General features: G+C 69.4%; 34 protein-coding genes. 7 read left to right on the plus strand and 27 right to left on the minus strand.

Features of this window, described 5'->3' with window-relative positions; genetic code table 11:
* Nucleotides 1-127: 127 nt before the first annotated feature.
* Nucleotides 128-1,375 carry a transcription termination factor Rho gene (gene rho, locus WMF26_RS44815; RefSeq protein ID WP_044986941.1) on the minus strand — a complete coding sequence of 416 codons (1,248 nt, stop codon included), beginning with the start codon at nt 1,373-1,375 and terminating at the stop codon, nt 128-130.
* 387 nt (nt 1,376-1,762) lie between these two features.
* On the opposite strand from rho, the gene yccX reads away from it, so the two are divergent.
* Together yccX and WMF26_RS44825 are read left to right on the plus strand one after the other, a co-directional pair.
* Nucleotides 1,763-2,041, plus strand: a complete 279-nt coding sequence (yccX, locus tag WMF26_RS44820; protein ID WP_012240542.1) for an acylphosphatase — start codon at nt 1,763-1,765, stop codon at nt 2,039-2,041.
* A 5-nt stretch (nt 2,042-2,046) separates the two neighbouring features.
* Entirely contained in the window at nt 2,047-4,203 is a 2,157-nt protein-coding gene (locus WMF26_RS44825; protein ID WP_437997727.1) for a hypothetical protein, read from the plus strand.
* 223 nt (nt 4,204-4,426) lie between these two features.
* Here the strand turns inward: WMF26_RS44825 and rplQ are convergent, their stop codons facing one another.
* From rplQ to rplV, 24 genes are all read right to left on the minus strand, one after another.
* Complete coding sequence (gene rplQ, locus WMF26_RS44830) at nt 4,427-4,945, minus strand: 50S ribosomal protein L17 (protein WP_437952157.1); 519 nt, start codon at nt 4,943-4,945, stop codon at nt 4,427-4,429.
* 20 nt (nt 4,946-4,965) lie between these two features.
* Nucleotides 4,966-6,006: a DNA-directed RNA polymerase subunit alpha gene (locus WMF26_RS44835; protein ID WP_020740962.1), complete on the minus strand. Its 1,041-nt coding sequence runs from the start codon at nt 6,004-6,006 to the stop codon at nt 4,966-4,968.
* 208 nt (nt 6,007-6,214) lie between these two features.
* Nucleotides 6,215-6,844: a 30S ribosomal protein S4 gene (gene rpsD / locus WMF26_RS44840; protein WP_020740963.1), complete on the minus strand. Its 630-nt coding sequence runs from the start codon at nt 6,842-6,844 to the stop codon at nt 6,215-6,217.
* 11 nt (nt 6,845-6,855) lie between these two features.
* Complete coding sequence (gene rpsK, locus WMF26_RS44845; protein ID WP_020740964.1) at nt 6,856-7,266, minus strand: 30S ribosomal protein S11; 411 nt, start codon at nt 7,264-7,266, stop codon at nt 6,856-6,858.
* A gap of 20 nt (nt 7,267-7,286) precedes the next feature.
* Nucleotides 7,287-7,667, minus strand: a complete 381-nt coding sequence (gene rpsM, locus WMF26_RS44850) for a 30S ribosomal protein S13 (RefSeq protein WP_020740965.1) — start codon at nt 7,665-7,667, stop codon at nt 7,287-7,289.
* A 43-nt stretch (nt 7,668-7,710) separates the two neighbouring features.
* Nucleotides 7,711-7,827, minus strand: a complete 117-nt coding sequence (gene rpmJ / locus WMF26_RS44855) for a 50S ribosomal protein L36 (protein ID WP_012240549.1) — start codon at nt 7,825-7,827, stop codon at nt 7,711-7,713.
* 31 nt (nt 7,828-7,858) lie between these two features.
* Entirely contained in the window at nt 7,859-8,110 is a 252-nt protein-coding gene (gene infA, locus WMF26_RS44860; RefSeq protein WP_020740966.1) for a translation initiation factor IF-1, read from the minus strand.
* Nucleotides 8,107-8,748 carry an adenylate kinase gene (locus tag WMF26_RS44865; RefSeq protein ID WP_437997728.1) on the minus strand — a complete coding sequence of 214 codons (642 nt, stop codon included), beginning with the start codon at nt 8,746-8,748 and terminating at the stop codon, nt 8,107-8,109. Before WMF26_RS44865 ends, infA begins: the two co-directional genes overlap by 4 nt.
* Nucleotides 8,749-8,758: 10 nt before the next feature.
* The gene (gene secY, locus WMF26_RS44870; protein WP_061628595.1) at nt 8,759-10,087 is read right to left on the minus strand and encodes a preprotein translocase subunit SecY; all 1,329 of its coding nucleotides are present in this window, start codon (nt 10,085-10,087) and stop codon (nt 8,759-8,761) included.
* Between the two features lie 44 nt (nt 10,088-10,131).
* Nucleotides 10,132-10,623: a 50S ribosomal protein L15 gene (rplO, locus tag WMF26_RS44875; RefSeq protein WP_437997729.1), complete on the minus strand. Its 492-nt coding sequence runs from the start codon at nt 10,621-10,623 to the stop codon at nt 10,132-10,134.
* Nucleotides 10,624-10,673: 50 nt separating this feature from the next.
* Entirely contained in the window at nt 10,674-10,877 is a 204-nt protein-coding gene (gene rpmD, locus WMF26_RS44880; protein WP_061609605.1) for a 50S ribosomal protein L30, read from the minus strand.
* Nucleotides 10,874-11,482: a 30S ribosomal protein S5 gene (rpsE, locus tag WMF26_RS44885; RefSeq protein ID WP_437952162.1), complete on the minus strand. Its 609-nt coding sequence runs from the start codon at nt 11,480-11,482 to the stop codon at nt 10,874-10,876. Before rpsE ends, rpmD begins: the two co-directional genes overlap by 4 nt.
* A 79-nt stretch (nt 11,483-11,561) precedes the next feature.
* The gene (gene rplR, locus WMF26_RS44890; RefSeq protein ID WP_020740972.1) at nt 11,562-11,921 is read right to left on the minus strand and encodes a 50S ribosomal protein L18; all 360 of its coding nucleotides are present in this window, start codon (nt 11,919-11,921) and stop codon (nt 11,562-11,564) included.
* A gap of 47 nt (nt 11,922-11,968) precedes the next feature.
* A complete protein-coding gene (gene rplF, locus WMF26_RS44895; protein WP_437997730.1) occupies nt 11,969-12,598 on the minus strand; it encodes a 50S ribosomal protein L6 in 630 nt (209 codons plus the stop codon).
* On the minus strand, nt 12,598-12,993 hold the full coding sequence (rpsH, locus tag WMF26_RS44900; RefSeq protein ID WP_061609602.1) for a 30S ribosomal protein S8: 396 nt from the start codon (nt 12,991-12,993) through the stop codon (nt 12,598-12,600). The genes rplF and rpsH overlap by 1 nt, the downstream gene beginning before the upstream one ends.
* 4 nt (nt 12,994-12,997) lie before the next feature.
* A complete protein-coding gene (locus WMF26_RS44905; protein ID WP_080682593.1) occupies nt 12,998-13,183 on the minus strand; it encodes a type Z 30S ribosomal protein S14 in 186 nt (61 codons plus the stop codon).
* A 10-nt stretch (nt 13,184-13,193) separates the two neighbouring features.
* Complete coding sequence (gene rplE / locus WMF26_RS44910; protein WP_437952164.1) at nt 13,194-13,919, minus strand: 50S ribosomal protein L5; 726 nt, start codon at nt 13,917-13,919, stop codon at nt 13,194-13,196.
* Nucleotides 13,920-13,921: 2 nt separating this feature from the next.
* The gene (rplX, locus tag WMF26_RS44915; protein ID WP_061628600.1) at nt 13,922-14,239 is read right to left on the minus strand and encodes a 50S ribosomal protein L24; all 318 of its coding nucleotides are present in this window, start codon (nt 14,237-14,239) and stop codon (nt 13,922-13,924) included.
* Nucleotides 14,239-14,607: a 50S ribosomal protein L14 gene (gene rplN, locus WMF26_RS44920; RefSeq protein ID WP_020740977.1), complete on the minus strand. Its 369-nt coding sequence runs from the start codon at nt 14,605-14,607 to the stop codon at nt 14,239-14,241. The genes rplX and rplN overlap by 1 nt, the downstream gene beginning before the upstream one ends.
* Nucleotides 14,608-14,611: 4 nt before the next feature.
* Nucleotides 14,612-14,911, minus strand: coding sequence for a 30S ribosomal protein S17 (gene rpsQ, locus WMF26_RS44925; protein ID WP_061628603.1), 300 nt, complete (start codon nt 14,909-14,911; stop codon nt 14,612-14,614).
* A 56-nt stretch (nt 14,912-14,967) separates the two neighbouring features.
* Nucleotides 14,968-15,171 carry a 50S ribosomal protein L29 gene (gene rpmC, locus WMF26_RS44930; protein WP_012240564.1) on the minus strand — a complete coding sequence of 68 codons (204 nt, stop codon included), beginning with the start codon at nt 15,169-15,171 and terminating at the stop codon, nt 14,968-14,970.
* An 8-nt stretch (nt 15,172-15,179) separates the two neighbouring features.
* Nucleotides 15,180-15,593, minus strand: coding sequence for a 50S ribosomal protein L16 (rplP, locus tag WMF26_RS44935; protein ID WP_020740979.1), 414 nt, complete (start codon nt 15,591-15,593; stop codon nt 15,180-15,182).
* A 12-nt stretch (nt 15,594-15,605) separates the two neighbouring features.
* Nucleotides 15,606-16,298, minus strand: a complete 693-nt coding sequence (gene rpsC, locus WMF26_RS44940; RefSeq protein WP_020740980.1) for a 30S ribosomal protein S3 — start codon at nt 16,296-16,298, stop codon at nt 15,606-15,608.
* Nucleotides 16,299-16,315: 17 nt separating this feature from the next.
* On the minus strand, nt 16,316-16,654 hold the full coding sequence (rplV, locus tag WMF26_RS44945) for a 50S ribosomal protein L22 (protein WP_012240567.1): 339 nt from the start codon (nt 16,652-16,654) through the stop codon (nt 16,316-16,318).
* Between the two features lie 650 nt (nt 16,655-17,304).
* Here rplV and WMF26_RS44950 point away from each other — a divergent pair.
* From WMF26_RS44950 to WMF26_RS44960, 3 genes are all read left to right on the plus strand, one after another.
* Nucleotides 17,305-18,039 (plus strand): hypothetical protein, encoded by a 735-nt coding sequence (locus WMF26_RS44950; protein WP_438002488.1) that lies wholly within the window; start codon nt 17,305-17,307, stop codon nt 18,037-18,039.
* Nucleotides 18,040-18,423: 384 nt separating this feature from the next.
* Nucleotides 18,424-19,257, plus strand: coding sequence for an SUMF1/EgtB/PvdO family nonheme iron enzyme (locus WMF26_RS44955; protein ID WP_437997731.1), 834 nt, complete (start codon nt 18,424-18,426; stop codon nt 19,255-19,257).
* 229 nt (nt 19,258-19,486) lie between these two features.
* Nucleotides 19,487-20,911 carry a hypothetical protein gene (locus WMF26_RS44960; protein WP_437997732.1) on the plus strand — a complete coding sequence of 475 codons (1,425 nt, stop codon included), beginning with the start codon at nt 19,487-19,489 and terminating at the stop codon, nt 20,909-20,911.
* A 92-nt stretch (nt 20,912-21,003) separates the two neighbouring features.
* Here WMF26_RS44960 and WMF26_RS44965 read toward each other — a convergent pair whose 3' ends face one another.
* Entirely contained in the window at nt 21,004-21,576 is a 573-nt protein-coding gene (locus WMF26_RS44965; protein ID WP_437952168.1) for a hypothetical protein, read from the minus strand.
* 1,434 nt (nt 21,577-23,010) lie between these two features.
* Here WMF26_RS44965 and WMF26_RS44970 point away from each other — a divergent pair.
* Complete coding sequence (locus WMF26_RS44970) at nt 23,011-23,676, plus strand: class I SAM-dependent methyltransferase (RefSeq protein ID WP_437952169.1); 666 nt, start codon at nt 23,011-23,013, stop codon at nt 23,674-23,676.
* Nucleotides 23,677-23,755: 79 nt separating this feature from the next.
* On the plus strand, nt 23,756-24,382 hold the full coding sequence (locus tag WMF26_RS44975; protein ID WP_437334178.1) for a hypothetical protein: 627 nt from the start codon (nt 23,756-23,758) through the stop codon (nt 24,380-24,382).
* 49 nt (nt 24,383-24,431) lie between these two features.
* On the opposite strand, the gene WMF26_RS44980 is transcribed toward WMF26_RS44975, so the two are convergent.
* Nucleotides 24,432-25,529 carry a PhoH family protein gene (locus WMF26_RS44980; protein ID WP_437997733.1) on the minus strand — a complete coding sequence of 366 codons (1,098 nt, stop codon included), beginning with the start codon at nt 25,527-25,529 and terminating at the stop codon, nt 24,432-24,434.
* Nucleotides 25,530-25,842: the final 313 nt, after the last annotated feature.

A 25,842-nucleotide genomic window follows, 5' to 3' on the forward strand; every position in this document is an offset into this window, starting at 1 on the left:
TTCGCGGTCACCAGCAGACGCTAACACGACTTCGGCCGGAGGAGCGCGCGCGCGGTCCCCTGCGCGACCCGTTCGCGCGGAAGAGAGCGCTCCCGACGTCCGCCGGGAGCGCCCCTACGACGCGCCGCTACTGGTTCATGCTCTCGAGGAATTCCTGATTGGTTTCGGTGCGGCTCACCTTGTCCAGGAGGAATTCCATCGAGTCGATGACGTTGAGGGGATGCAGGAGCTGGCGGAGCAGCCACACGCGCTGGAGGATCCACTCCGGGAGGAGCAGCTCTTCCTTGCGGGTCGCGCTCTTGTTGATGTCGAGGCAGGGGAAGATCCGCTTCTCCATCAGCTTGCGATCGAGGTGGATCTCGCTGTTGCCGGTCCCCTTGAACTCCTCGAAGATGACCTCGTCCATGCGCGAGCCCGTGTCGACGAGCGCGGTGGCGACGATGGTCAGCGACCCGCCTTCCTCGACGTTGCGCGCGGCGCCGAAGAACCGCTTCGGCTTGTGCAGCGCGTTCGAGTCGACGCCGCCGGAGAGGATCTTGCCGCTCGGGGGGACGACCGTGTTGTAGGCGCGCGCCAGGCGGGTGATCGAGTCGAGCAGGATCACGACGTCGTGCTTGTGCTCGACGAGGCGCTTCGCCTTCTCGATCACCATCTCGGCCACCTGCACGTGCCGCGTCGGCGGCTCGTCGAAGGTCGAGCTGATCACCTCGCCCTTCACGGTGCGCTGCATGTCGGTCACCTCTTCCGGGCGCTCGTCGATGAGCAGCACGATCAGCGTGGTGTCCGGGTGGTTCGAGGAGATCGCGTTGGCGATCTGCTGGAGCAGGACCGTCTTGCCGGCGCGGGGCGGCGAGACGATGAGGCAGCGCTGCCCCTTGCCGATCGGGCAGAGCATGTCGATGATGCGGGTCGAGAAGCTCTTCGTCCCGTTCTCGATGTTGAACTTCTGCTGCGGGTAGAGCGGCGTCAGGTTGTCGAAGAGGATCTTGTCGCGGGCGACCTCGGGGGGCTCGCCGTTGATCTTGTCGACCTTGAGCAGCGCGAAGTACGCCTCGCGCTCCTTGGGCGGCCGGATCGAGCCGCTCACGCTGTCGCCGGTGCGGAGGTTGAAGCGCCGGATCTGGGACGGCGAGACGTAGATGTCGTCCGGGCCCGGCAGGTAGTTGTAGTCCGGCGCCCGGAGGAAGCCGAAGCCGTCGGGCAGGCATTCGAGCACGCCCTCGCCGTAGACCGGCTGGTCCTGCGCCGCGTGGGCCTGCAGGAGCGCGAAGATGACCTCCTGCTTGCGCAGCCCGGCAGCGCCCTCGATGTTGAGCCCCTTCGCCATCTGGACGAGCTCGGCCATCGGTTTCTGCTTCAGTTCCCTGAGGTGCATGAGTCGGAAAGCTCCAGGATGCGACAGCGCGCGCCCTGTCAAGGGCGTGGAGGCCGTCGGTCGATGGTTTCTGGTTGGGGGGGTCTAGCGGGTCGGGCCCGAGGCGGGGCCGAGCATGTCGTCGATGTCGGCGGGTCGCCAGGGGGAAGAGGGCTCGCCACGCAACCGGCGCCCTCACGTTCATGTCGCTCGATCGGCGGGCTGCGCTTGCCGATCGGGCGGCGACTCTATCAAGCGCGTCTGCTCTGTCAATGCGCGCCGGGAGGCACGGCCGCGGGGTCGACCGCGCCGCGCTCGCGCGGAACGGCGGGGGCGAACTACCGGCGGCGCCCCGGCGCTCCCCGAAGTTGCCTCCCTCGGAACGCGCGGCTAAGTCAAGCTGGTTCCATGGGGCTCAAACAGGTTCAGCTGTTCGTCCGCGGTCGCGTCCAGGGCGTCTTCTTTCGTGCCTCCACGCAGCGCGAGGCCAAGCGGCTCGGCCTCACCGGCTGGGTGAAAAACCGCTCCGACGGCAGCGTCGAGGTGCTCGCCGAGGGGGAGGAGGACGAGCTCAAGGAGCTCATCGCCTGGGCGAACCGCGGCCCGAGCGCGGCGCGCGTCGAGCGCGTCGATGTCCGGTGGCGCGGCTTCTCGGGCGACTTCTTCGACTTTCGCATCACGGATTGAGGCGCTTGGCACGCGGCGCGTCGGATCCGAGGAGCGCGGGCGCGCGGCGGTCGCCGCGGGGCGGCCCGCGGTGCGCGTGGCTCGTCCTGCTCAGCCTGGTCGCGGCCGCGCCGCTCGCGCCGCCCCTGGCGCACGCCGCCGTGGATCGCGACGCCGGCGCCGCCGCGCCGGCCTCGTCGGCGCTCCCGGAGCTCCCGCGCCTCGCCCCGATCGCCCGCCCCGAGCCCGACATCACCGCGGTCCGCGAGCTCGATCGCGTGCTCGACCAGATCACGTCGCAGGACGCCCGCGCGCGGGAGAACGCCCGCGCGGCGCTCGACGAGCCGATCTCCGGCATCGTCGACGCGGTGCGGCTCCGCGTGCAGGACATCCGCGGCTCGATCGATCGCGACGCGGCGCCCCGCGTGCTCGCCGAGGCGCGCCGGGAGGGGCGCAAAGCGCTGAAGGGCGACAAGGGCGGCAACGACGCGCCCGACGGCAAGAAGAAGGGCGCGGAGGCGAAGGACGACAAGGGCGCGAAGAAGGGCGCCGACGCCAAGGACGCCAAGAAGGGCGACGCAAAGAAGGGGGCGGGCGACGCCAAGAAGGACGCCAAGGACGACAAGAGCGCGAAGAAGGGCGCCGACGCCAAGGACGCCAAGAAGGACGACAAGGGCGCGAAGAAGGGCGCCGGCGACGAGAAGGACGACGCCGAGGGCGACTGGCTGGACTTCCTGCTCGCCACGCCGCGGCCGCGCGACAGCGCGTGGCGCGACGTCGTGAAGCTGCTCGCGATGGTGCGGATGCTCGCCGCCGACGGCACGACGCCGGCGGTCCGCGAGCTCATCGCGCTGCACGCCTACTTCGGCGAGCTGCTCCGCATCGATCTTCAGCGACAGGTCGCCAAGCTGCGCGACAAGGCGGTCCCCGCGCTGATCGAGGCGCGCCAGCACGACGCCAAGATCGTCCAGCGGTGGGCCAACAAGCAGCTCGATCTGCTCGGCCGGGCGATCCCCGGCGAGGCGATCGCGTCGAACGACACGCAGATCCTCGCCGACGTGCTCCGCGCCTACGGCCGCGTCCGGGACGTGGACGCCATGCGCGTGATCCTGAGCTTCTGCAACAGCGATCGCGCGCGGCTGCGCGACGCCGCCCGCGAGGCGATCGCCGCGATCGGCGAGCCCGGCGTCTGGCAGCTCCGCGACGCGTACCTGAACCTCACCGGCGACAAGCCGCCGCGCGAGTGGTCGTGGGACCGGATCGCGCGCGAGCTCTTCGCGACGTACGATCGCGCGCGGCTCGCCGAGGTGTACAAGCTGATGGACGAGGGCGTCGCCGCGGCGAGCGCGAGCAAGCTCGCCGAGGCGACCGACGCGTTCGACCGGGTGCTCGCCCGCGCGCCGCTCTTCGAGCGCCGCAAGGAGATGGTGGGGCCCTACGTCGAGCGCGCGAGGTCGATGCCGGCCGATCGGCGCGAGGACGCGCTCGCGATGCTGCGCAAAGCGCTGCGCCTCGACCCGACCGGCGAGCACGCGCCGAAGATCGAGGCGGAGATCGCGTACCTCGAGGGCGCGCTCCTCATCGATCGCGGCACGCCGGACAAGTTCGTGCTCGAGCGGGCGATCGAGCTCGATCCGGGCCACGCCGGGGCGAGGGCGGCGCTCGCGTCCCTCGGGGACAAGGTCGCCGAGCGGAAGAGCCTGAAGAACCGCTACATCGCCGCCGGCGCCGTCGGCTTCGCGGCCCTGCTCGCGATGTTCTTCATCGCCCGCCGCAGGAGCGATCCGGCGCCGTCCGCGAAGCAGCCCAGCGCCGCGCCGCCGCAGCCGCCGGCGTCTCTCGGTGCAGAGCCGCCTCGAGCGCAGCCCAGCGCCGCGCCGCAGCCGCCGGCGCCTCCCGCGCCCGCGCCGTCCTCGAGGCAGGACAGCGCTCCTCCTCGGCAGGCCGTGGCGTCGTCCGATCCGGCGCCCTCTCCGGGACAGGACAGCGCTCCTTCTCGGCAGGCCATGGCGTCGTCCGACCCGGCGCTGTCCCCGAGGCAGGACAGCGAGGCCACGGCGTCGTCCGACCCGGCGCTGTCCGCCTCCGCGTCGGAGGCAAGCCCTGCCCCTCCCGTCCAGCCGATCGAGCCGGCGGAGCCGCGAGACGACGGCGCACCTGAAGCCGGAACGCTCGGCCGCTGAGCCACGGTCCGCGCCCGAATCCGCACCCACAGCAGAATTTTACAAATTTTACAATTAGAGGGCGCATCACGCCCCACCCGAATCATCCGCGGTGAGCTCGCGACACGACGGCCGCCGCGCGCGCCGGGCGCACAACGCAGAAACGCCGGGCGAGCTCCTGGCTCTCCCGGCGTTCTCTCTGCAACGCTGCGCCGGCGCCGCTGGGCGCCGGCTTGCCTCCGGCTCAGCCGGCGGTCGTCGCCGGGGTGGCCGGCTCCGCCGCGGCGACCGGCTCGGCCGCCTGCGCGGGCGCGTCCTCCACCGGCGGCGCGTCGATGAACTCGATGAGGCTCATCGGCGCGCTGTCACCGCGGCGCGGCCCGAGCTTGATGATCCGCGTGTAGCCACCCGGCCGCCCCTCGAACCGCTTCGAGAGATCGATCATCACCTTCGCGATGATGTCGACCTTCTTGCCATCGGTCGCGACCCCCCAGCGAGGGATGTAGCTGCCCACGAGCCGCTCGGCGTGCAGCCGGCGCGCCCTGTCGCCAGGGCTGAGCTCCGCGTGCGCGGTGTACGCGACCTTGCCGAGCCGAGTCGCCTTGGTGATGAGCCGCTCGGCCACGCGCCGCAGCTCCTTCGCCTTGGCGTCGGTCGTCTCGATCCGCTCGTGGGTGATCAGGTTCGCCGTCAGGTTGCGAAGCATCGCCCTGCGGCTGGAGGTGTCCCGACCAAACTGCCTGCCCGCTTTCTTGTGACGCATGACGTTCCCTCAGTACCGACTCACGCCTGCGCCTGCTGCGCCTTCCAGCGCTCGAGGAGCTGCGGCCAGTTGTCGATCTTCATCCCGAGCGAGAGCCCCATGTTCGCGAGGATCTCTTTGATTTCCTTCAGCGACTTGCGACCGAAGTTCTTGGTCTTGAGCATGTCCTGCTCGGTCCGCTGCACCAGCTCGCCGATGAGCGTGATGTTCGCGTTCTGCAAGCAGTTCGCGGAGCGGACGCTGAGCTCGAGCTCCTCGACGGAGCGGAACAGGTTCTCGTTGAGCGGCTCGTCGTCGCTCATCACGGCCTGGTAGCTCGTCTCCTCGCTCTCCTCGAAGTTGACCCAGATGGAGAGCTGCTCCTTCAGGATCTTCGCGGCGAAGGCGACCGCGTCCGCCGGCGAGACCGAGCCGTTGGTCCAGACCTCGAGCGTGAGCTTGTCGTAGTCGGTCACCTGCCCGACGCGGGCGTTCTGCACGGTGTAGTTCACCTTGCGGATCGGCGAGAACAGCGCGTCGATCGGGATCGTCCCGATGGGCATCGTCGGCGTCTTGTTCCGCTCGGCGGGCACGTAGCCGCGGCCCACGTTCACCGTGAGCTCCATCGACAGCGGCCCCTTCTTGTCGAGCACGGCGATGAGGTGGTCGGGGTTGAGCACCGACAGCCCGTCCACGAGCTGGATGTCGCGCGCGTACACGGGCCCGGGGCCCTCGCGGTCGATCCGCACCGAGTACGTCTTCGGGGTCGCCGCCTTGAAGACGACCTCCTTGACGTTGAGGATGATGTCGCTGACGTCCTCGACCACGTCCGGCACGGTGGTGAACTCGTGCAGCGCGCCCTCGATGCGGATGGCCGTCGCCGCCGCCCCCTGAAGGGAGGAGAGCAGCACCCGACGCAGCGAGTTGCCGATCGTGATCCCGAAGCCGCGCTCCAGGGGCTCACACGTGAACTTGGCGTAGAACTGGGTCCCGCTCTCCGCGTCGATCGAGATGCCCTTGGGCCGGATCAGATCGCGCCAGTTCCGGGCGATCATCGTGAGGTTCGGGTTGTTCATCGTCATGGCGATCTCCTTCCTTCATGAGGTTTGCGCGGAGGTCTCACGCCGCGGCCGCACTCGACCGGTCGGCGCCGCCTCCTGCCCGCATCCTTGGCTCCATGCGCCTGCGCGCCCGCGCGCAGGAAGACGACGCGGAGGGGAGCCGGCAGCGAACGAGCGCACCCCGCAAGGTGCGCTCGTGGCGCTGCCCTCCTCCGCGCCGCCCTCGCGCTCAGCGCGAGTAGTACTCGACGACGAGCTGCTCGCGGATCTCGGGCTCGTTCAGATCCTCGCGGATCGGGGCGCCCTTGATCGCGCCGGTGAACGCCGCGCGATCCACGTCGATCCAGCTCGCGACCGGGCGCTTGTCCGCGCCCCCGACCGACGCGAGGACGCTCTTGAACTTGCGCGCCCCCTCGGTGAGCTCGATCCGATCGCCGGCCCGCACCACGTAGCTCGGGATGTCCAGCCGCTTGCCGTTCACGTGCACGTGCCCGTGCCGCACGAGCTGGCGCGCCTCGGCGCGCGACGAGCCGAAGCCCATCCGGTGCACCACGTTGTCCAGGCGCCGCTCCAGGAGCGCGAGCATCTCCTCGCCCGTCCGGCCCTTGCGCCGGTTGGCCTCCTGGAAGTACCCGCTGAACTGCCGCTCGAGCACGCCGTAGATGCGCCGCACCTTTTGCTTCTCGCGCAGGCGCACCGCGTACTCGCTCAGCTTGATGCGCCCCTGGCCGTGCTGGCCGGGCGGATACGGGCGCCGCGTGTACGCGCACTTCTCGGAGTAGCACCGCTCTCCCTTGAGGTAGAGCTTCATCCCCTCGCGGCGGCAGAGCTTGCAGACCGGACCAATGTAGCGAGCCATCGTGAATTACCTCAAACCCTGCGCCGCTTCGGCGGCCGGCAACCGTTGTGGGGGATCGGCGTGACGTCGCGGATCAGCGTCACCTTGAAGCCAGCGGTCTGGAGCGCGCGGAGCGCGCTCTCGCGCCCGGCCCCCGGGCCCTTCACGAACACGGCGACCGAACGCATCCCGTGCTCCTGCGCCCGCCGCGCGGCCTCTTCCGCCGCGAGCTGCGCGGCGAACGGCGTCGACTTTCGCGATCCCTTGAAGCCGCGAGCGCCAGCGGACGACCACGCGATCGCGTTGCCGTTGATGTCCGTGATCGTCACGACCGTGTTGTTGAAGGTCGACTGAATGTGCGCGATGCCCGCGGCGACATTCTTCTTGACCTTCTTCTTCTGCTTGGCCTTGGTGGTGGTGGCAGCCGTCTTCGCTTGCGCCATGGCGTCCTAATCCCCGCTCGTCACTTCGTAGCGGCCGGACGCCGCTGCAACATGCCCTTGCGCGGACCCTTCCGGGTCCGCGCGTTCGTGTGCGTCCTCTGCCCGTTCGCCGGGAGGCCACGCCGGTGGCGGAGCCCGCGGTAGCAGCCGAGGTCCATGAGCCGCTTGATGTTGAGCTGCACCTCGCGCCGCAGGTCGCCCTCGACCTTGTACTCGGCGTCGAGCAGGTCGCGGATCGCCTTCACCTCGGCGTCGCTGAGCTCCTCGACGCGCCTGTTCGGCGCGATGTTGGTCTTCTCGCAGATCTGCAACGCGAGAGTCCGCCCGATGCCGTAGAGGTACGGCAGGGCGAAGGCGACATGCTTCCGACGCGGGAGATCGACACCAGCGATACGAGCCATGGTTACTCCAAACCAAAACGAGGGCGGGCTTCCGCCGAAAGAGCTAGTTCCCCTGGCGCTGCTTGTGGCGGGGGTTCTCGCAGATGATCCGAACGACACCACGCCGCCGCACCACCTTGCACTTGTCGCAAATCTTCTTGACGCTCGGGCGCACCTTCACGGGGAGCCTCCAGATTCCTCAAAAAACTACGTTACTTGTGCCGGTACGTGATCCGGCCTCGGCTCGGGTCGTACGGCGAGACCTCGACGGTCACGCGGTCGCCCGGCAGGATCTTGATGTAGTACTGCCGCATCCGGCCGCTGATGGTCGCGAGGACGCCCAGGCCGTTGTCCGCCTTCACGCGAAACATGGCGTTCGGCAGGGCCTCTTGAACCACGCCGTCGAACTCGAGCTTGTCGCCCTTCGGTTCCTTCGGCGGTCTGGCTTGTTTGCTACGCCTCATTCTCCACCCGAGCCCGATCGGCCGACGGCCGACAGCACCCTGTGCGTGACTTCTTCTGGCTTCCCGACCCCGTCGACGCGATGCAGCAGCTGCTTCTGCTCGTAAAACGGGAGAAGGGCAGCCGTCATCGCATCGTAGGCATCGAGCCGCTTGGCAACAGCCTCGGGCCGATCATCGGCCCGATGCTCTAGCTCCGCACCGGGGGGCGGCGGATTATAAACGAGATGATATATCTGTCCACTGCGTTTGTCGGTCCGGCGATGGATTAGCCGTTCCTCGAGCAGGGGGCGCGGAACGTCCAGCTGGAGCACCGCATCAATCCGCTTGCCGCCCTGGCTGGCGAGGAGCTCGTCGAGCGCGGTCGCCTGGGGCACCGTCCTGGGGAATCCGTCCAGGAGGAAACCGTTGCTGCAATCGGACTCGACCGTTCGCCGGGCGATGAGACCGATGACGGCCTCATCCGGCAGGAGCCCGCCGGAGTCCATGATGTCCAGGTAACGCTTCTCCAGCGTGCCCGCACGCTTGGCCTCGCGCAGCATGTCGCCGGTCGAGATCTGCGGGATACCGAAGCGCGAGCACAGCAGCTTCGCTTGCGTACCCTTCCCAGCTCCAGGAGGCCCCACAAGAACCAAGATCATTTGCCCTCCGTCACGCTTCCGGCAGCCTGCGGCCGCGGATGCGGGTGGCACCGGGGCCCGTCAGCCCCTCGTAGCTCCGCGTGATCAGGTGCGCCTCCAGCTGGTTCACCGTGTCGAGCGCGACGCCCACGACGATCATGAGCGACGTCCCACCGAAGCCGAAGGGGACACGCAGCAGGTTGCCGACGATCGAGGGGACCACGCACACCGCGGCGACGTAGAGCGCGCCGCCCACGGTGATCCGCTGGATCACCCGGTGGATGTAGTCCGCCGTCTGCTTGCCTGGCCGGATCCCGGGGATGTTTGCCTGCTGCTTCTTCAGGTTCTCGGCGACGTCGACCGGCTGGAACGTGACGTTCGTGTAGAAGAAGCAGAAGAAGATGATGAGCAGCGCGTAGCCGGTGTTGAAGACCCAGTCCCCCCGGTTGATGATCGCCTGGAGCGCGTCGGCCCCGGGCACGTTCATGTTCGCGAGCGTCTGCGGGAACATCAGCAGCGACGACGCGAAGATGGGGGGGATGGTGCCGGCGGTGTTCACCTTGAGCGGCAGGTGCGCCGTCTGCCCGCCGTACACGCGGCGGCCGACCTGGCGCCGCGAGTACACGATCGGGATCTGGCGCCTGCCGTTCTCGAAGAACGCGATGACCCCGATGACGAACACGATGAACGCGGCGATCGCGGCCATCGTCAGCGGCTGGAGATCGCCGGCGTTCTGGGCGAAGTAGTTGCCGATCTGCCCGGGGATGCTCGTGATGATGCTCGCGAAGATCAGGAGCGAGACGCCGTTCGAGACCCCGCGCTCGGTGATCTGCTCGCCGATCCACATCAGGAACGCGGTCCCGGTCGTCAGCGTGATGACCGTCATCAGCTGGAAGCCGATGCCGGGGTGGTTCACGATGCCGGCCCCCGTCTCGCTGCTCGACAGGCCCTCCAGCATCTTCGCGATCGAGAAGGCCTGGAACAGCGAGAGCGCGACCGTGCCGTACCGCGTGTACTGATCGAGCCGGCGGCGCCCCTGCTCGCCCTCTTTTCGCAGCTCGTCGATGGGCTTGTACACCATGCCCATGAGCTGCATGATGATCGATGCCGAGATGTACGGCATGATCCCGAGGGCGAAGATCGACAGGTTCTCCAGCGCTCCGCCGGAGAACATGTTGAAGAAGCCGATGAGCCCCCCGGACTGCTTCGCGACGTACTGCCGCATCGCGTTCCGGTCGACGCCCGGGGTCGTCACGAACACGCCGACCCGGTAGACCGCGAGCATCACCAGGGTGAAGATCACGCGTCGCCGGAGCTCGGGGATCTTGTGGAAGTTGGTGATTCCCGCGAGGCTGGCCATAGGCGATCCTGGACTCCGGCTTGGTGGGGGCGCGTGCGCGCTGGCTACGAGGACGAGGAGCCCGTCGAGTTGTCCTGGGAGGCGGGCGACGCGAGCACGACCGCCTTGCCCCCCGCCTTCTCGATCTTCTCGATCGCTCCCTTGGAGAAGCGATGCGCGGTCACCGTGAGCTTCTTCGTGAGCTCGCCGCTGCCGAGGATCTTCAGGACGTCGAAACGGCCCTGCACGAGGCGGCTCGCCTGGAGCGCGGCCACGTCGACCTGGGCGCCGTCGTCGAACGCCTCGAGGGCGCCGACGTTGACGTTGGCGACGATGTCCGCGAGCGGATTCCGGAAGCCACGCTTCGGGAGGCGGCGCTGGATCGGCGTCTGCCCGCCCTGGAAGTGCTTCTTGTTGATGTTGCCGCCCGCCCGCGCCTTCTGCCCTTTTTGTCCGCGGCCAGAGGTCTTGCCGACGCCCGACCCCACGCCGCGGCCGACGCGGAGCCTCTTGGTTACGGCGCCTTCAGGGGCTTGAAGCTTAGAGAGGATGTCCATGTTTCACACTTCCGTACGCGGCAGCTCCGCGGGGATGACGATCTCGCTTCTCAGGACTTCGGGGAGGTTGCCTCGTCGGCGACCTCCTCCACCTCGACCAGGTGAAGGATCTTCTTCACCATGCCACGGAACGAGGGCGTGTTCGCGACGACCACCTCGGACCCCGGCCCGCGCAGGCCGAGCCCCTTGATGACCTTGCGGGTGTGCTCGACCTGGCCGATGTTGCTGGCCTTCTGACGTACGCGGAGCTTCACTGCGAGCCTCCTTCACCGCCACCGCCGCCGCCCTGCGCGCCGCCCGGCCCGGGGGGCGCCACGCTCGCGCGCCGGCGGCCCGCGGTGGTCGTGCCGCCGCGGCGCTGGTAGTCGAGCGAGTCGAGCTGCATCGACCGCTTCCCGGCGACGCTCTCCGGGCTCTTGAGCCCGCGGAGCGCCGCGACGGTCGCGTGCACGACGTTGTGCGGGTTGCTCGTGCCGAGCGACTTCGACAGCACGTCGTGGATCCCCGCCGACTCGACGACGGCGCGCACCGCGCCGCCGGCGATGACGCCCGTCCCAGGGCTGGCCGGCTTCAGCAGGACCTTGCCCGCCCCGACGTGGCCGAACGAGTCGTGCGGGATGGTCACACCGTCGAGCGGGATGCGGAACAGGTTCTTGCGAGCCTGGTCGTTCCCCTTGCGGATGGCCTCCGGCACCTCGTTGGCCTTGCCCAGGCCGACGCCCACGTGCCCCGCTTCGTCGCCCACCACGACCAGCGCCGAGAAGCTGAAACGCCGGCCGCCCTTGACGACCTTGGCGACGCGGTTGATGTGGATGACTCGCTCTTTCAGCTTCTCTTCGTCGACATGATCGAACGCCATAACCGTCCTCTATCACGTTCTCCGCCGCGGCAGTTGACCGCGCCCGCCGCCCTCACCATCAGGGCAGCGGCTGTGGGAGTCAGAAATCGAGACCTGCCTCGCGCGCCGCCTGGGCGAGGGCGCTGACGCGCCCGTGGTACAGATAGCCGTTGCGGTCGAAGACGACCTTGTCGATCTGCTTCTCCTTGCAGATCTTCGCGATCAGCGCCCCGACCTTCTTCGCCGCCTCGACCTTGTTGTCCTCGTCGAGCGCGCCCTTCAGATCTTTCGACAGCGTCGAAGCGTGGGCGAGGGTCTTGCCGCTCACGTCGTCGATGACCTGCGCGTAGATGTGCTTCGAGCTGCGGAAGACGCTGAGGCGCGGGCGCTCCGGCGTCCCCTCGACCTTCTTGCGGATGCGGAGCTTCCGGCGCTCCCGACCGACGATTTTCATGCCCATGACCGTCTCGTCCCTCGGTGCAGCGGCGTCGCCGCCGCTGCTCGCCTTTACTTCTTGCCGCCCTTGCCGGCCTTGCCAGCCTTCTCCCGCACGCGCTCGCCGCGGTACCGCACGCCCTTGCCACCGTACGGCTCCGGCGGCCTGAAGCCGCGGATCGTCGCGGCCGTCTGCCCGATGAGCTCCTTGTCCGCGCCCGTCAGGACGAGGACCGTGCCCTTCGAGTCCGCCGGGATCGTCGCGGTCAGGCCCGCCGGCACCGCGAACGTCACCGGGTGGGAGAAGCCGAGGGCGAAGTTCAGCGTCGTGCCCTTGAGCTCGACGCGGTAGCCGGTCCCCTTGAGCTCGAGCGTCCGCTCGTACCCCTCGGCGACGCCCTTCACCATCGCGGCCACGAGCGCCCGCGTGAGCCCCTGGAGGCGCGACCCGTCGCGCCCCGGCGCCACCGAGCTCACGTGCAGCTTGGCCCCCTCGAGCTTGATGTCCACCTTGTCGGTGATCGCGCGGGAGAGCTGCCCCTTCGGGCCCTTGATGTCGATCTTCCGGCCGTTGACGGTCGCGGTGACCCCCTTCGGCAGATCGATCGGACGCTTGCCGACGCGCGACGTCTTGGTCGCGAGCCGGCTGTCACCGTTCGCGTTGCCCTTCGCAGGCTGGGCTGTGTTCGCCTGAGCTTCCATCACCACACCTCGCAGAGCAGCTCGCCGCCCACCTTCAGGCGGCGCGCATCCCTGTCGCTCATGAGCCCGCGGGACGTGCTCAGGATCGAGATCCCGAGCCCGCTGAACACGCGCGGGATCCTGTCGTGGCGCACGTACACGCGGCGCCCGGGGCGGGAGACGCGGCGCACGCCGTCGATCGCGCTCTGGCGGTCGCGCCCGTACTTGAGCACGATCGTCAGCTTCTTGGGACCTTCGCCCTCGGTCTCGCGCACGTCGGCGATGAAGCCCTCGGATTTGAGGATCTCCGCGACCGCAGCTTTGATGCGGCTCGCGGGGACCTCGGTCCGGTCGTGCCGCGCGAGCGCCGCGTTGCGAATGCGGGTCAGCATGTCGGCGATGGGATCGGTCATCATAGAATCACCAGCTGGCCTTGATCACACCAGGGAGCTCACCACGGAGCGCGAACAACCGAAGGCAGACACGGCAGAGCTCGAAGTCGCGGTAGTAAGCGCGCGAGCGCCCGCACACCTTGCAACGGTTCTTGTGCCGCGTAGAAAACTTCGGCGGACGGTTCAGCTTCGCAAACTCTTTTGCACGGGCCATCGAAAATCCCTCAATGCCGGAACGGGATGCCAAGCTCGGTGAGGAGCGCGCGTCCTTCCTCGTCCGTCTTCGCCGTGGTCACGAACGAGATGTTGAGCCCCTTCACGACGTCGATCTTGTCGTAGTCGATCTCGGGGAAGATGATCTGCTCGCGCAGGCCCATCGTGAAGTTGCCCTTGCCGTCGAACCCCTTCGGGCTGACGCCCTTGAAGTCACGGACGCGCGGCAGCGAGAACGAGATCAGGCGATCCACGAACTCCCACATCCGCTCGGCGCGCAGGGTCACCATCACCCCGATGGGCAGGTTCTCGCGCAGCTTGAACGTCGCGATCGACTTCCGGGCCCGGGTCACCACCGGCTTCTGGCCGGAGATCGCCCGCATGTCCTCGACCGCCGAGTCGATGATCTTCGGGTTCTGCACCGCGGCGCCGAGCCCCATGTTGATCACCACCTTCTGCAGGCGGGGCACCATCATCGGGTTCTTGTAGCCGAACCGCTTCGAGAGCGCGGCGGTCACGGACTTCTGGTAGTGCGTGCGCAGCCGCGGGGTGTAGTTCGGGTCGCGCGGGCGCGCCTCGGTCGGCTCGGCGGCCTCGGCCTCCGCGCCCTTCCCCTTCGCGCCCTTGGCTTCCTTGCTCTTGGCGGGCGCCTGCGGCTTGGCCTGCTGCGGCTTGGGCTTGTCCTTGCCCTTGCCGCCGTCCTTGGCCGCCTTGTCCTTGTCCTTCTTGTCCGCCATGGCTAGCCCACACCGATCGCGCTGCCGCTCTTGCCGACGCGCGTCTTCTTGCCGTCCTCACCGACGCGGACCTTCACGCGCGTCGGCTTGCCCGTCGCCGGATCGACCGGCATGACCTTGGAGGCGTGAATCGGCGCCTCCTTGGTGATCTTCCCGCCCTCTTGATTCCGCGGCGTGGGCCGCTGATGGCGGGTCACCGTGTTCAGGCCCTCCACCACCACGCGCTCCTCGTCGGCGAGGATCTTGGTGATGCGGCCCTGCTTCCCCTGCTCCTTGCCGCTGATGACCTGCACGAGGTCACCGACCCTGAGGCGCTTCATCAGAGGACCTCCGGCGCGAGCGAGATGATCTTCATGAACTTCTTCGCGCGCAGCTCGCGAGCGACCGGCCCGAAGATGCGGGTGCCGATCGGCTCCTTCTCCTTGTTGATGAGGACCGCGCTGTTCCCATCGAACTTGATGTAGCTGCCGTCCGAGCGGAGGTACTCCCGGGCGGTGCGGACGACGACGGCGCGCGCCGTGTCCCCCTTCTTCACCTTGGTCCCCGGCAGCGCTTCCTTGATCGACACGACGATGACGTCGCCGAGCGCGGCGTACTTGCGGCGCGAGCCGCCGAGCACCTTGATGCACTTCACGATTCGGGCGCCGGAGTTGTCCGCGACCTCGAGATGCGTCGACACCTGGATCATGGCGCTACTCCTCCACCGGCCGGGCAACGAGCTTGGTCACGAGCCACCGCTTGTCGCGGGAGATCGGCCTGTGCTCCGTGATCTCGACGCGGTCGCCCACCTTGTACTGGTTCGTCTCGTCGTGCGCCTTGTAGCGCTCCCGCTGACGGACGTACTTCTTGTACACAGGGTCGAGCGCGTTCCGGATGACCTCGACGGTGACCGTCTTGTCCATCTTGTCGCTGGTCACCTTGCCGACCAGCTTGCGCCGGAAGCCGTGCGCCTTCGCCTCGGTCTCGGCCTGCGCAGGCGCGGCGGCTGCCAGCTCGGGCGCCGCAGCGACCGGCTGCTGGTTCTCTGCCTTCTTCTTCGTCGCCATGGCTACGCCTTCTCCTCGGCACGCGCGCGCTGCGTGAGGATCGTCTTCACCCGCGCGAGATCCCGCTTCGCCTTGCGGATCGTCGCCGTGTCGTTCAGCCGATTCGTGAAATTCTTGAACCGCGCCTCGAACAGGCCCGCCGCCAGCGACTTCTCGAGCTCGCGCAGGTGCTCGGTGGTGCGTTCACGCAAATCCTTCGCCTTCATCGCTTCCCTCACGTCAGCCCGCGGACGAGGAACTTGCACTGCATCGGGAGCTTGTGCGACGCGAGGCGGAAGGCCTCCTTCGCGATCTCCTCGCTCACGCCGCTGATCTCGTACATCACGCGGCCCGGCTTCACGACGGCGCACCACTCCTCGGGCGCGCCCTTGCCCCCACCCATGCGGACCTCGAGCGGCTTCTTCGTCACCGGACGGTCCGGGAAGATGCGGATCCACAGCTTGCCCGCGCGCTTCACGTGCCGCTGGATCGCCATACGAGCCGCCTCGATCTGCCGCGAGGTGACGCGGGCAGGCTCGACGCACTGGAGCGCAAAGTCGCCGAAGGAGACGTCGCTGCCCGTCATGGCGAGGCCGCGGTTGTTCCCCTTCTGCATCTTGCGGAACTTGGTTCGCTTCGGAGACAGCATTCTGCAATCCCTCTACTGGATCCGGCGCGCCTTACGCTGCAGGACCTCGCCCTTGAACATCCAGACCTTCACGCCGATGATGCCGACCTTCGTCTTCGCCTCGGCGAGGCCGAACTCGATGTCGGCGCGCAGCGTGTGCAGCGGCACCCGGCCCTCGCGGTAGGTCTCGACGCGGCTCATCTCGCTGCCGCCGAGCCTGCCGGCGCAGCGGACGCGGATGCCCTTCGCGCCGAACTTCATCGCGGTGGAGACCGCCTTCTTCATCGCCCGGCGGAACGCGATCCGGCGCTCGAGCTGCGTCGCGATGTTCTCGGCGACGAGCTGCGCGTTGGTCTCGGCCTTCCGGACCTCCTGCACGTCGATGAACACCTCGTTGTCGGTGAACGAGGACACGCCGGGGAAGAGGGTCTCGCCCTTGGAGGCCGTGCCGACGTTGCCGCTCTTCAGCGTCTCGATCCCCTTGCCGCCCTTCCCGATCACCATGCCGGGGCGGGCGGTGAAGACGATCACCTTCGCGCGGTTCGCGGCGCGCTCGATCTCCACGCCGGCGATGTTCGCGTTGTAGAGGTACTGCTTGATCGCGCGCTTGATGCGGATGTCCTGGTGGAGCCACTTCTGATACGCGGCGCCGTCCTCGTACCACTTGCTGCTCCACGTCTTGATGACACCGACGCGGAAGCCATACGGATGGGTCTTCTGTCCCATATCGGCAGGTCCTCTACTTACTTTCTCTCGTCGACTTCGATGACGATGTGCGACACGCCCTTGGTGATCCGGGTCGCACGACCCATCGCGCGCGGCCGCCAGCGGCGGTTGAACTTGTTCGGCCCCTTGTCGACGGTGGCCTTGCTGATGAAGAGCGCGTCGATGTCCGCGCCCGCCTGCTGGGCGTTCGCGACCGCGCTCTCGATGATCTTCCGCAGGACGGGGGCGCCGCTCTTCTGCGTGAACGAGAGCAGCTGGATCGCCTCGTCCGCGTCGCGACCTCGGACGAGATCGGCGATCATGCGTGCCTTGCGCGGGGCGATCCGCGAAAACATCGCACTGGCTTTGCTTACCATTCGAGACACCTCGCGACACCGGCGGGCGGAGTGACTCCGTACCGGGTTTCGGTTCGCTGCGAACCGGTTGCACCGTCGTACGCTTCCGGTCTCAGCCCGGCGTCCATCGACGCGGACCCCCTTCGCGTCACCGGGGGGGTTCCCGCGGCGGCCGAAGGGGCTGAGCTGAGATCGAAGCGCCGTTACGGCTCTTCTACTGGGAGACCGGGAGGACACCCGATCGCCCGGGAAAACGGAGCGCGGTGATTACCAGCGGGAGACGCCGTACGCAAGCGCGATCCTTCCGCGTCCTTTCAGTTTGTTTCCCGCGCCCGAGCGACCTGAGCAGCTTTTCAGCCTTTCCTGAACGGGCGTCGGGAGGGCCTCGCCCCCCGCGTCCGGTCGCCGCCCTCGCCGGCGGGCCGGCCTCCGGGAGGCGCTCGGCCGTTCACGATCTCGAAAATTGTTCTTGACGTACACGAAACACTTCTGAAACAGGCTGTCCGGGCGGACTGAGCGGGGCAGCGCCCGGTGCGTCCGCGGCGCATCGGCGTCCCGCGGCTCGACCGGGGCGAAGAACAGGATTGCGAGGGGAATAGGAGAGCCCCAGGCTGAGTCGAACGTACCTGGCAGCGGAACTCTTCCCCGACATTGTAGGAGGCAACGTGACCATGCTTGCTCGTCATCGCTATTCTTTCTTCGCGCTTACCTTGATCTTGCCCGCCGTCGTCGGCGGCTGCGTCGTGACCTCGGCGGACACGGACAACGACCCGGAGCAGACGACCGGCCCCGGCGTCACCCACAGCTCCTCGGCCGGCGGAGGCGAGGGCGGCGAGGGCGGCCAGGGCGGCGACGGGGGAGAAGGCGGCCAGGGCGGCGACGGAGGAGAAGGCGGTCAGGGGGGCGAGGGCGGCGAGGGCGGCGGAGGGGCGTGCATCGAAGCCGGCAGCAGCACCGTCACTGTGGCTGCGTGTGAGCGGCTGAACATCGCGCCGGCGCAGGGAGCGACGAGCCAGTGCGGCGAGGGCCGCGACGAGGAGCCCATCGGCTACAGGCTCTGTAAGCGCGCCTTCACCCTGTTCGCCCCGAGCCACGCCGCGGATCTGGTCGACTGCCTGGGCGACATCGGCGTGCAGTACGCGTGCGATATCGAGCCCGCCCAGGAGTGCCTCACCGAGATGTACGAGAACGCCTGCCCGAACCAGGCGCTCACGACCTGCAACGAGATCGCCGACGACTGCGATGAGTCGTTCAACCCCGGGCAGTGCGCCGCCGATCTGAACCCCTTCACCAATGCCGGCGTGGACGAGCTCATCGAGTGCATGAACGACGGCTTCGAGGCCGATGAGAACCTCACGTGCCGCGCGGCCTACACCGACTGCTACCAGACCGTCATGAGCTTCTGAGCAGGTCCCCGCGCGACGGCGGGACCGCGGGCGCGCGCAGCGCCCTCTCTGCTCTCGCGGTTCTTTTCCCCCACCGCTCAACGCACATCCGATGACCTCTGGGCCCGTGCCCAGCCTGCGCCCACCCTAGCGCCGCGGCGCGCGCACCTCTCCCGTACGCGCCTTCGGGGGTCCCCCGAGGGCGGTATTCGGTTGCAAAAAAGATGGCGGGAAGGGATCCTCGGCTCCGCCGTGGCCAAGGACCTCTCCCGCCCGCGTCTGGCGACTTCCCTTCCGCGTTCGTCGCGGGCGCGTGCATACCGCGGCGGTGTCCTGCTCGGACTTGTCGTCGCGTCGGCCGGCTGCGCGCCGGGGTCGACGACCGCCGAGCAGATCACGCCGCGCGTGGTGGCGCGAGCGTCGTTCGAGGGCGCCGCCGCCATCGTCGTGGACCGGCCCCTCAAGGCGAAGGAGAGCGCGCTCTCGAGCGTCAAGGACAGCGCCGCGATCGCGTCCGTGATGGAGCCCGAGACCAGCGCCGCCGCGGCGTCCTCGTCGACGAGCAGCGCGCGCTGTCCGGCCGAGATGGCCCTCGTCGAAGATCGCGTGTGCGTCGACCGCTGGGAGGGTTCCCTGGTCGAGCTGACGCCCGGCGGCGAGCGCCCGTGGTCGCCCTTCGATCCGATCGACGGCAACGAGCGCCGCGTCCGCGCCGTGTCCTGGCCGGGCGTCATCCCTCAGGGCTACATCAGCGGGCTGCAGGCCAAGCGGGCGTGCGCGGCGTCCGGCAAGCGCCTGTGCAGATCGGACGAGTGGGTGAGCGCGTGCCGAGGGCCCGATGAGACGCTCTTCCCCTACGGCGCGAGCCGCCAGCACGGCGTGTGCAACGACGACGAGCGACCGGTGCACCCGGTCGCCGAGATCGCGGCGCTGCTCGGCATCAAGTCCGAGGAGCACTGGACGAGCGCGTTGAACAACCCGCTCATCAACCAGCTGTCCAACGCGCTGCTCCCGACGGGCGAGCGCGCGGGGTGCACCAACGGCTACGGCGTGTTCGACATGGTCGGCAACCTCCACGAGTGGGTCGACGATCCGAGCGGCACCTTCCGCGGCGGCTATTTCATGGACACGACGCGCAACGGCGAGGGGTGCAAGTACGCGACGACCGCGCACTCCTTCGGCTACCACGACTACTCGACGGGCTTCCGGTGCTGCATGGATCCGGAGCAGGCTGACTAGTGCTGGCCGCACGGCGCGCGGCCGGCGGCAGAGCGGCCGCGAGGCGGGCGCGGGGCTCGAGGCGATGCGGCGAGCCATCCAGGCGAGCGCCCCGCGCGCGCCCCGCGGCGGCGCGGCGGCCCGAGCCCCGGCTCGACCGCTCCGGCGCGGCGCGGCCGAGCATGCCAGTCGGCGAGGGCCCGGCGATGCGGCGCAGCGATCCAAGGCGACACCAGCGAAGAGAATGCCGATGTTCGACTCCGGAGTGAGCGCGGCGGCGCGGCGCCGCGCCGTCGCCACCGCCCTCGCCGCCCTGACCGCCCTCCTGGCGCTCGGGTGCCGGAAGAAGGAAAAGCCAGAGCCCATCACCGTCCCGCCGCCGGGCGCGGCGTCGCAGGATGAGCTCACCACGGCCATTGGCCAGGCGCGAGGCATCGCCTCGGCGCTCGCCCCGTCGTCGACCCGATGGCGACGGGTGTTCGTGCTCGACGACAAGCGCGCGGTGGTGACAGGCGAGGTCGAGAACGAGGCGGTCGCGCTCGTGACCGAGACCGCCGGCAGGACGTGGCGCTCTCTGCGGCGACTCCGCGAGGGGTGGTCCACCTGGTCGGTCGGCGCCGACGGCGCCGCCGTGCTCACCGCCGGCCCGCGCGGCCCGGCGCCCGCGAAGGACGCGCGCGGAGCTCGAGGCGCGCCGCCCGCCGTGGACCCGCCGAGCTTCTTCTTCGCTCCGTTCGAGGCGAGCGAGCTCTCGGCGCCCTCGTCGGTCGCGCTGCCCGAGCTGGGCCGCGGAGCGCGGCCGCTCGCGAACTCCATAGCTGCGGTGCTGTCGGCCGAGAGCGCCGCGCTGCTCGTCGAGCCGAGACCTCGGCGCGCGACCCTCGTCTATGGGGGGCCACCCGGCGCCGCGCCGGTGCCGTCGGTCCAGCTCCCCGCGCAAGAACAGGCGCTGCCGGTGCCGTACGGCCGCCCGCCGGCGCTCCTGTCGGTGCGCGGGCGCAACCTCCTCGCGCGGCCCGTCCCCGAGCCGGGAAAGCCGCTCGACGCACCGCGGATCGTCGAGGGACTCGCGATGAGCCCAGCGGCGACGGCCGCGCTGTCTGCCCCGCCCGCGTGCGACTTCGCCGGATGGTCGATCCAGGTTGTGCCGCAGCCGCCCGACAAGGCGGCCGTGCTCGCCGTCTCCGCGACGCAGACAGCCGTGCTGAAGCTCCCCGCGAAAGCCGCCCCCGAAGCCGCGGTCGGGTGCGCGGCCGACCGGATCATGGTGGAGGTTATCGCTCCCACCACTGGAGAGCGCACGCTCGCGACCTGCACCCTCGAAGGCGCCTGCGTGCTCGCCGAGAAACCGCCGTTTCGCCCCTGGCTGGAGCCGCACGAGCGGTCTATCGCCCTGGCGCCCACACGCCAGGGGGTCGCCGCGGTGCTGACGTCCCGCACCGCGACGCGGTGGGGGCTCTATATCGCGCAATCGCCGGAAGCAGGTAAGATCTACGACGTCCCCAGGGTAATCGGCGAAGACTCGGGCGAGCGCGGCCGTATCGAGCTCGGAGCGCTGCTCTCCTTCGGAAATCGACTTTTGATGCTCCTCCAGGCCGACGTCACCGGGACATCGCGCCGCGGCTGGTACGTCATGGCCTCTGAGGATAGCGGGCTCACCTGGAGCCCGCCCTGAGCTCCGTCTCGAACGGGACAGCCATTCTGAACGCGGCGCGTCAGCAAAGCCTCCATCCCATCTGACCCTGGCGTGCGCGGTGGTCGCTCGACCTACTTCGCTGGCGCGGCAGCCTGAGCGACGCGCTTGCGCCCCTTGGCGGCCGGCTTCTTCGCCGCAGGCGCAGGCCCCGCCGCGGTCTTGCGCGCGTTCGCGCTCGCCTGCTCGGCCGTCTTCGCGTCGCCTGCATAGCGGGCGAAGCGGCGGTCACCCCCCTGGAAAATCCGCTTCTCCAGCTTGAGCTCCTTCAGCGCTGCGGCGGCGCGCGTCTGCGGGATACCCGCCTGCTTCGCCACCTCGCTCGCGCTGACGCCAGCGCTCGCCTTCACGACACGCTCGACCGCGTCGAGCGTCTCCTGACGCTCCGCCGAGGCGGCCGGCGACTTGCGCGGGCGGCCGGGCCGGCGCTTCGGCGCGGCGCCACGCTTGGCCGCGACGGAAGAAGGTTTGGACTGGACCGCTCCAGCGCGGGCGCGCGTACGGCTGCGGCGCGGCGCCGGCGCAGGAACCAACGGCGCTTCCCCTGTCACGGCGCCCAGCTGATTCTTGACGAGCGCGAGGATCGCCTCGTCCGGCATTTTCCGCACGAGGTTTACAATCTGCTGTGAAAAGGCATCGGTCGCCATGTGCTCTCCCTCGTCGCCGAATCCAGCTCGGCGGTTGGATACGACTATGCCGTTGCCACTTGCCTGGTCAAGCGAATTGAGGATAGCCGCCCGTCTTTTCTTTCAATAGGCGCTGCGGGCGGGCTCAATCGGAGAGCTCATTGGACGGCCACGAACGGCTGGGCTGCTTTGCTCGACACGAGCCGAAGCGATGAAGCGCCCCTTCGCGCGTCGATTGATAGCCGAGACCCCTCCCCCGCGCAGGACGGCCCGAGCCGCGACAACCCTCTCAGGCCCCCCACGCTGCACCGCGGCATTGCGTGTCTCGGGTGCTCGAGGCAGGTCAGGTGAGCACTGTATGAGAACCGAGCAACCCCGCTCCATCGAGCAGGCCCGTCGCGGGCGGCAATGCGGGCTCGCGCACAACTGCGGGGCGCATCGGCCTCGGCCTGGGCCTCCCCCCAATCATTGAAGCGCCCCGCGCCGGGTGCGAGCGCCTGGCGACCACACACAGGCGGCCAGCGCATGGCTACATTGCACGCCCTGGGCGCACGACTGACCTATGCAGGCGCATGATGATACGATGCCGCCCCGCGGGAGGGGCGCGGCGGGGGAGCTTCGCTATCAGCGCCGGAGGGGCACGAATCAGGGCCGACCCCGCGGCGCCTCGCCCCCGGGTCCGCGGCGCCACGGCGTCTCGCCGAGCGCGCCGCCTCCCTGTCCGCCCGCGGCGCGACGCCGGCGTCTATGCCCGCGCGCCTGCTTGAGCCCACTGCCCGGCGCGAGTCGCCGGCAGGCTCGCCGCGAGCCGCTGCGCTGAGCGAGCGCGCTGCGCGACATGCGCTCATCTCCGCGGGATTGCGCGGGCTCGCGCGCTCTGCCGCGCCTCGATCAAAAGCCAACCCGCCGAGCTCTTCGGAGTGATGACCCCACGCCGGCGGCGCCGCCGCCATCCGGGCACGCGCTCTCTTGGCGCGGCGCCGATCTCGACATCACGCGCGGCACCTCTCTGCCGCGGGCAACGCGGGGCAGACGGCTGGAGCCCGTCGTGCCCGCCGGACCGGCGCGCGGGCGCACGGCGTATCCAGCAGGACCTCTCATTATAGAGAAGAGCGCCGAGGAGAGCTCATCGCCGCGCTCGGTCTGTCCGATCGAGCGCTCCCGAGTGAGCTCAGCCTTCGGCCCGGCGCCCTCGAGTGGGGCGCGCGGTTCGCGCTCCAGGTGCATGGACTCTACGACATTGGCGCCTGCTCCAATGAGAGAAGCAGGAGCGACGGCGGCGGCGGCCCGGCCCGCTCCGCCTCGACTTCTTCGAACGCCTTCCTGTCCATATCCATCCACGCGGACCCGGAATCCGCGCGGTCCGAGGTCGACGCTGGCCCGGTGGTCGGCCGGGATTGACCAGCCGCCCACAATCCGTTGACATGCGCGTCCGTCGGGGAGAACGATGCGCGCATGTCGCTGGCCCGCGTGCTCGAGCCCGAGGTCATGGATACCGACGAGGACGCGCGGGCCTACGACAGCATGGATCACGCCGCCGTGAACACGGCGTTCTGCGACGCGCTCCTCTGCCACGATCCGGATCTCGCATACGCCCTCGACGTCGGCACGGGGACGTGCCTGTTGCCCATCGAGCTTTGCCGGCGCGTACCGACGGCGCGCATCAAGGCGATCGATCTCTCCGCGTCGATGCTCGACCTCGGGCGCCGCCGCGTCGAGCAGGCGGGGCTCACCGGCGCGATCGCGCTCGCCCTCGCGGACGCCAAGGCGCTGCCCGAACCGGACGAGACGTTCTCAGCGGTCCTCTCGAACAGCATCGTCCACCACATCCCGGAGCCGATGCAGGTCATGCGTGAGATGTTTCGCGTCCTCCGGCCCGGCGGGCTCCTGTTCATCCGAGATCTGCTCCGTCCGGAGGACGAGGCGTCGGTGGCGGCCCTCGTCGCCGCGGTTGCAGCGAACGATACGCCGTACCAGCGAGCCCTCTTCGATGCGTCGCTGCGCGCCGCGCTCGCGCTCGAGGAGGTGCGGGAAATCCTGCGCTCGCTCGGGATCCCCCCCGAATGCGCGCAGGTGACGAGCGACCGGCACTGGACCGTGGCGTTCCGCAGGGCCTCCTGATCCGGAGGCGCCGCGCCTCGCGACGCCGGCCCGTCAAATCGACGCGACGACCAGCCCCGCACGTAATAAAAGCGTCCGCGTGAACGCCACCGGAACACGAGCCCGCCGGGCGCGCGGCGGTGCCCCCGCGCTCCTCCTGTCCCTCGCCATCGCTCTCCTCGCCGCCTGCGAGGAGAGCCCGCCGCGCCCGGGCGAACCGGAGCGGCCCGCGCCCTCGCCGCCCCCGTCGACCGCGGCGAGCGCGCCGCCCGCGGCCAGCTCGGCAGCCGCCGAGCTGCCGGACGCAGGCCCGCCGGGAGAGGTGGGCGCTCCCACGGGCGCGCCCGCGTGGCAGGGGACGTGGGAAGGGCGCTACGACGCCAAGAAAGGCAGCGTCGTGCTGCCCCCCAAGGTGAAGGACGCCGTGCGCCAGAAGGACGACGGCAAGCAGGCCACCGGCCCAGGAACGGTGACGCTGACCATCGATCCGAGCGGTGAGCTGAAGGGCACGGCGAAAGGCGCGCTCGGCGACGCGACCCTCGTCGGAAAGGTCGAGGACGGCATGGTGCGCGCCTCGGTCTTCCCCGAAGATCCGCGCGCGCCGACCGCGATGACCGGCATCCTCGTCGGCGAGCTGAAGGAGAACGTCATCGCGGGCAGGATCCGGGTGACCGGACCCGACGCCATGCTCGTGCGCGAGTCGCCCGTGGAGCTGAAGAAGAAATGATCGGCGCTGCTGGACGAGACGGCGGCGTCTCGTCCAGCAGCGTCGCGCGTCAGCTCGCCGCGCCGGCGCCGCCCGGCTCGCCGGCCGCTCGGCCCGGCGGCGCAGCGCCGGCCTCGCCGGCCGCGCCGCGGCCGCCGCCGCGACCCGCCTCGCCCCGCCGCTCCTCGCGCTGGCGGGCGATCTCGGCGTCCCGCTGCTCGTACGCGACGATGATCCGCTGCACGAGCGGGTGGCGCACGACGTCGACCTCGGTGAACGAGCAGATCGCGATCCCCTCGATCCCCGCGAGCAGCTCGCGCGCCTCGGCGAGGCCGCTGCGCGCGCCGTGCGGGAGATCGACCTGCGTGACGTCGCCCGTCACCACGGCGCGAGAGGCGTAGCCGAGGCGCGTGAGGAACATGCGCATCTGATCGCTCGTCGCGTTCTGCGCCTCGTCGAGGATGACGAAGCAATCGTTGAGCGTGCGGCCGCGCATGAAGGCCAGCGGGGCGACCTCGATCTGGCCGCGCGTCACGAGGCCTTGCGCCTTGTCCGCGTCCATCATGTCGTGGAGCGCGTCGTAGAGCGGGCGCAGGTAGGGATTCACCTTCTCGGCGAGATCGCCGGGCAGGAAGCCGAGCCGCTCCCCCGCCTCGACCGCCGGCCGGGTCAGGATGATCCGCTTCACGCGGCGCTCGAGCAGCGCGTGGACCGCCATGGCCATCGCGAGGTACGTCTTGCCCGTCCCCGCCGGCCCGATGCCGAACGTCATGTCGTGCGATCGGATCGCCTGGATATAGCGCTTCTGCGCCAGCCCCTTCGCCGAGATCGGCCGGCGGCGCGCCGAGATGAGCACGACGTCCTCGAACAGCTCGCGCAGGGTCATCCCAGGGTCGTCCCGGAGCGCCTGGACCCCGCGGACGTAGTCCTGCGGGTCGAGCGCCACGCCGCTCCTCAACATCTGCGCGGCCTCCGCCAGGCACCGCTCGGCGAGCGCGACCTTGTCGGCGTCCCCGGCGAGCCGGATCGTGTTGCCTCGGACGCCCGACTCGATGCCGAGAGTGCGCGCGATGAGCTTGAGATTCTCGTTCCCTGGCCCGGCGAGGGCCACCAAGGTGCTGTTGTCGAGCACCTCGACATCCGCCGTGATCCGCACGCTGGTCGTCATCGAGTGATCCTTCCCCGCCTTTGCTCCGGCGCTCCGCCGCCGGCACGCGCCGTCCTCCCTTGAACGGACTCTTGACTGCCCCCACCTGTCACGCGACTGTCCTGCCCGCTCGTCCCGTGCCCTACACAGAAGCGTAACGTCCTGGTCATAATTCGGCGTTGAAATGCGTGGAGCTTCGGGCACGCGGGCGAGCCGCACACAGGGAGAACTGCATGAGGTTAGCTACATCGGCGCTACTGGGCATGACTGTTACGCTGTCGGGCCTTTCGGCGCTAGCACAGCCTGGGCCCCAGGGCCCGGCGCAACCGGCGCC

It is taken from the genome of Sorangium sp. So ce185 (assembly GCF_051526825.1).
GTDB lineage: Bacteria > Myxococcota_A > Polyangia > Polyangiales > Polyangiaceae > Sorangium > Sorangium cellulosum_D.

What these genes read in the sequence shown, in the direction of transcription:
- rho (WP_044986941.1), bottom strand. Translation starts at nt 1,375, where the DNA reads ATGCACCTCAGGGAACTGAAGCAGAAACCGATGGCCGAGCTCGTCCAG.
- yccX (WP_012240542.1), top strand. Translation starts at nt 1,763, where the DNA reads ATGGGGCTCAAACAGGTTCAGCTGTTCGTCCGCGGTCGCGTCCAGGGC.
- rplQ (WP_437952157.1), bottom strand. Translation starts at nt 4,945, where the DNA reads ATGCGTCACAAGAAAGCGGGCAGGCAGTTTGGTCGGGACACCTCCAGC.
- WMF26_RS44835 (WP_020740962.1), bottom strand. Translation starts at nt 6,006, where the DNA reads ATGACGATGAACAACCCGAACCTCACGATGATCGCCCGGAACTGGCGC.
- rpsD (WP_020740963.1), bottom strand. Translation starts at nt 6,844, where the DNA reads ATGGCTCGCTACATTGGTCCGGTCTGCAAGCTCTGCCGCCGCGAGGGG.
- rpsK (WP_020740964.1), bottom strand. Translation starts at nt 7,266, where the DNA reads ATGGCGCAAGCGAAGACGGCTGCCACCACCACCAAGGCCAAGCAGAAG.
- rpsM (WP_020740965.1), bottom strand. Translation starts at nt 7,667, where the DNA reads ATGGCTCGTATCGCTGGTGTCGATCTCCCGCGTCGGAAGCATGTCGCC.
- infA (WP_020740966.1), bottom strand. Translation starts at nt 8,110, where the DNA reads ATGAGGCGTAGCAAACAAGCCAGACCGCCGAAGGAACCGAAGGGCGAC.
- WMF26_RS44865 (WP_437997728.1), bottom strand. Translation starts at nt 8,748, where the DNA reads ATGATCTTGGTTCTTGTGGGGCCTCCTGGAGCTGGGAAGGGTACGCAA.
- secY (WP_061628595.1), bottom strand. Translation starts at nt 10,087, where the DNA reads ATGGCCAGCCTCGCGGGAATCACCAACTTCCACAAGATCCCCGAGCTC.
- rplO (WP_437997729.1), bottom strand. Translation starts at nt 10,623, where the DNA reads ATGGACATCCTCTCTAAGCTTCAAGCCCCTGAAGGCGCCGTAACCAAG.
- rpsE (WP_437952162.1), bottom strand. Translation starts at nt 11,482, where the DNA reads ATGGCGTTCGATCATGTCGACGAAGAGAAGCTGAAAGAGCGAGTCATC.
- rplR (WP_020740972.1), bottom strand. Translation starts at nt 11,921, where the DNA reads ATGGGCATGAAAATCGTCGGTCGGGAGCGCCGGAAGCTCCGCATCCGC.
- rplF (WP_437997730.1), bottom strand. Translation starts at nt 12,598, where the DNA reads ATGGAAGCTCAGGCGAACACAGCCCAGCCTGCGAAGGGCAACGCGAAC.
- rpsH (WP_061609602.1), bottom strand. Translation starts at nt 12,993, where the DNA reads ATGATGACCGATCCCATCGCCGACATGCTGACCCGCATTCGCAACGCG.
- WMF26_RS44905 (WP_080682593.1), bottom strand. Translation starts at nt 13,183, where the DNA reads ATGGCCCGTGCAAAAGAGTTTGCGAAGCTGAACCGTCCGCCGAAGTTT.
- rplE (WP_437952164.1), bottom strand. Translation starts at nt 13,919, where the DNA reads ATGGCGGACAAGAAGGACAAGGACAAGGCGGCCAAGGACGGCGGCAAG.
- rplX (WP_061628600.1), bottom strand. Translation starts at nt 14,239, where the DNA reads ATGAAGCGCCTCAGGGTCGGTGACCTCGTGCAGGTCATCAGCGGCAAG.
- rplN (WP_020740977.1), bottom strand. Translation starts at nt 14,607, where the DNA reads ATGATCCAGGTGTCGACGCATCTCGAGGTCGCGGACAACTCCGGCGCC.
- rpmC (WP_012240564.1), bottom strand. Translation starts at nt 15,171, where the DNA reads ATGAAGGCGAAGGATTTGCGTGAACGCACCACCGAGCACCTGCGCGAG.
- rplP (WP_020740979.1), bottom strand. Translation starts at nt 15,593, where the DNA reads ATGCTGTCTCCGAAGCGAACCAAGTTCCGCAAGATGCAGAAGGGGAAC.
- rpsC (WP_020740980.1), bottom strand. Translation starts at nt 16,298, where the DNA reads ATGGGACAGAAGACCCATCCGTATGGCTTCCGCGTCGGTGTCATCAAG.
- rplV (WP_012240567.1), bottom strand. Translation starts at nt 16,654, where the DNA reads ATGGTAAGCAAAGCCAGTGCGATGTTTTCGCGGATCGCCCCGCGCAAG.
- WMF26_RS44950 (WP_438002488.1), top strand. Translation starts at nt 17,305, where the DNA reads ATGCTTGCTCGTCATCGCTATTCTTTCTTCGCGCTTACCTTGATCTTG.
- WMF26_RS44960 (WP_437997732.1), top strand. Translation starts at nt 19,487, where the DNA reads ATGTTCGACTCCGGAGTGAGCGCGGCGGCGCGGCGCCGCGCCGTCGCC.
- WMF26_RS44965 (WP_437952168.1), bottom strand. Translation starts at nt 21,576, where the DNA reads ATGGCGACCGATGCCTTTTCACAGCAGATTGTAAACCTCGTGCGGAAA.
- WMF26_RS44970 (WP_437952169.1), top strand. Translation starts at nt 23,011, where the DNA reads ATGTCGCTGGCCCGCGTGCTCGAGCCCGAGGTCATGGATACCGACGAG.
- WMF26_RS44980 (WP_437997733.1), bottom strand. Translation starts at nt 25,529, where the DNA reads ATGACGACCAGCGTGCGGATCACGGCGGATGTCGAGGTGCTCGACAAC.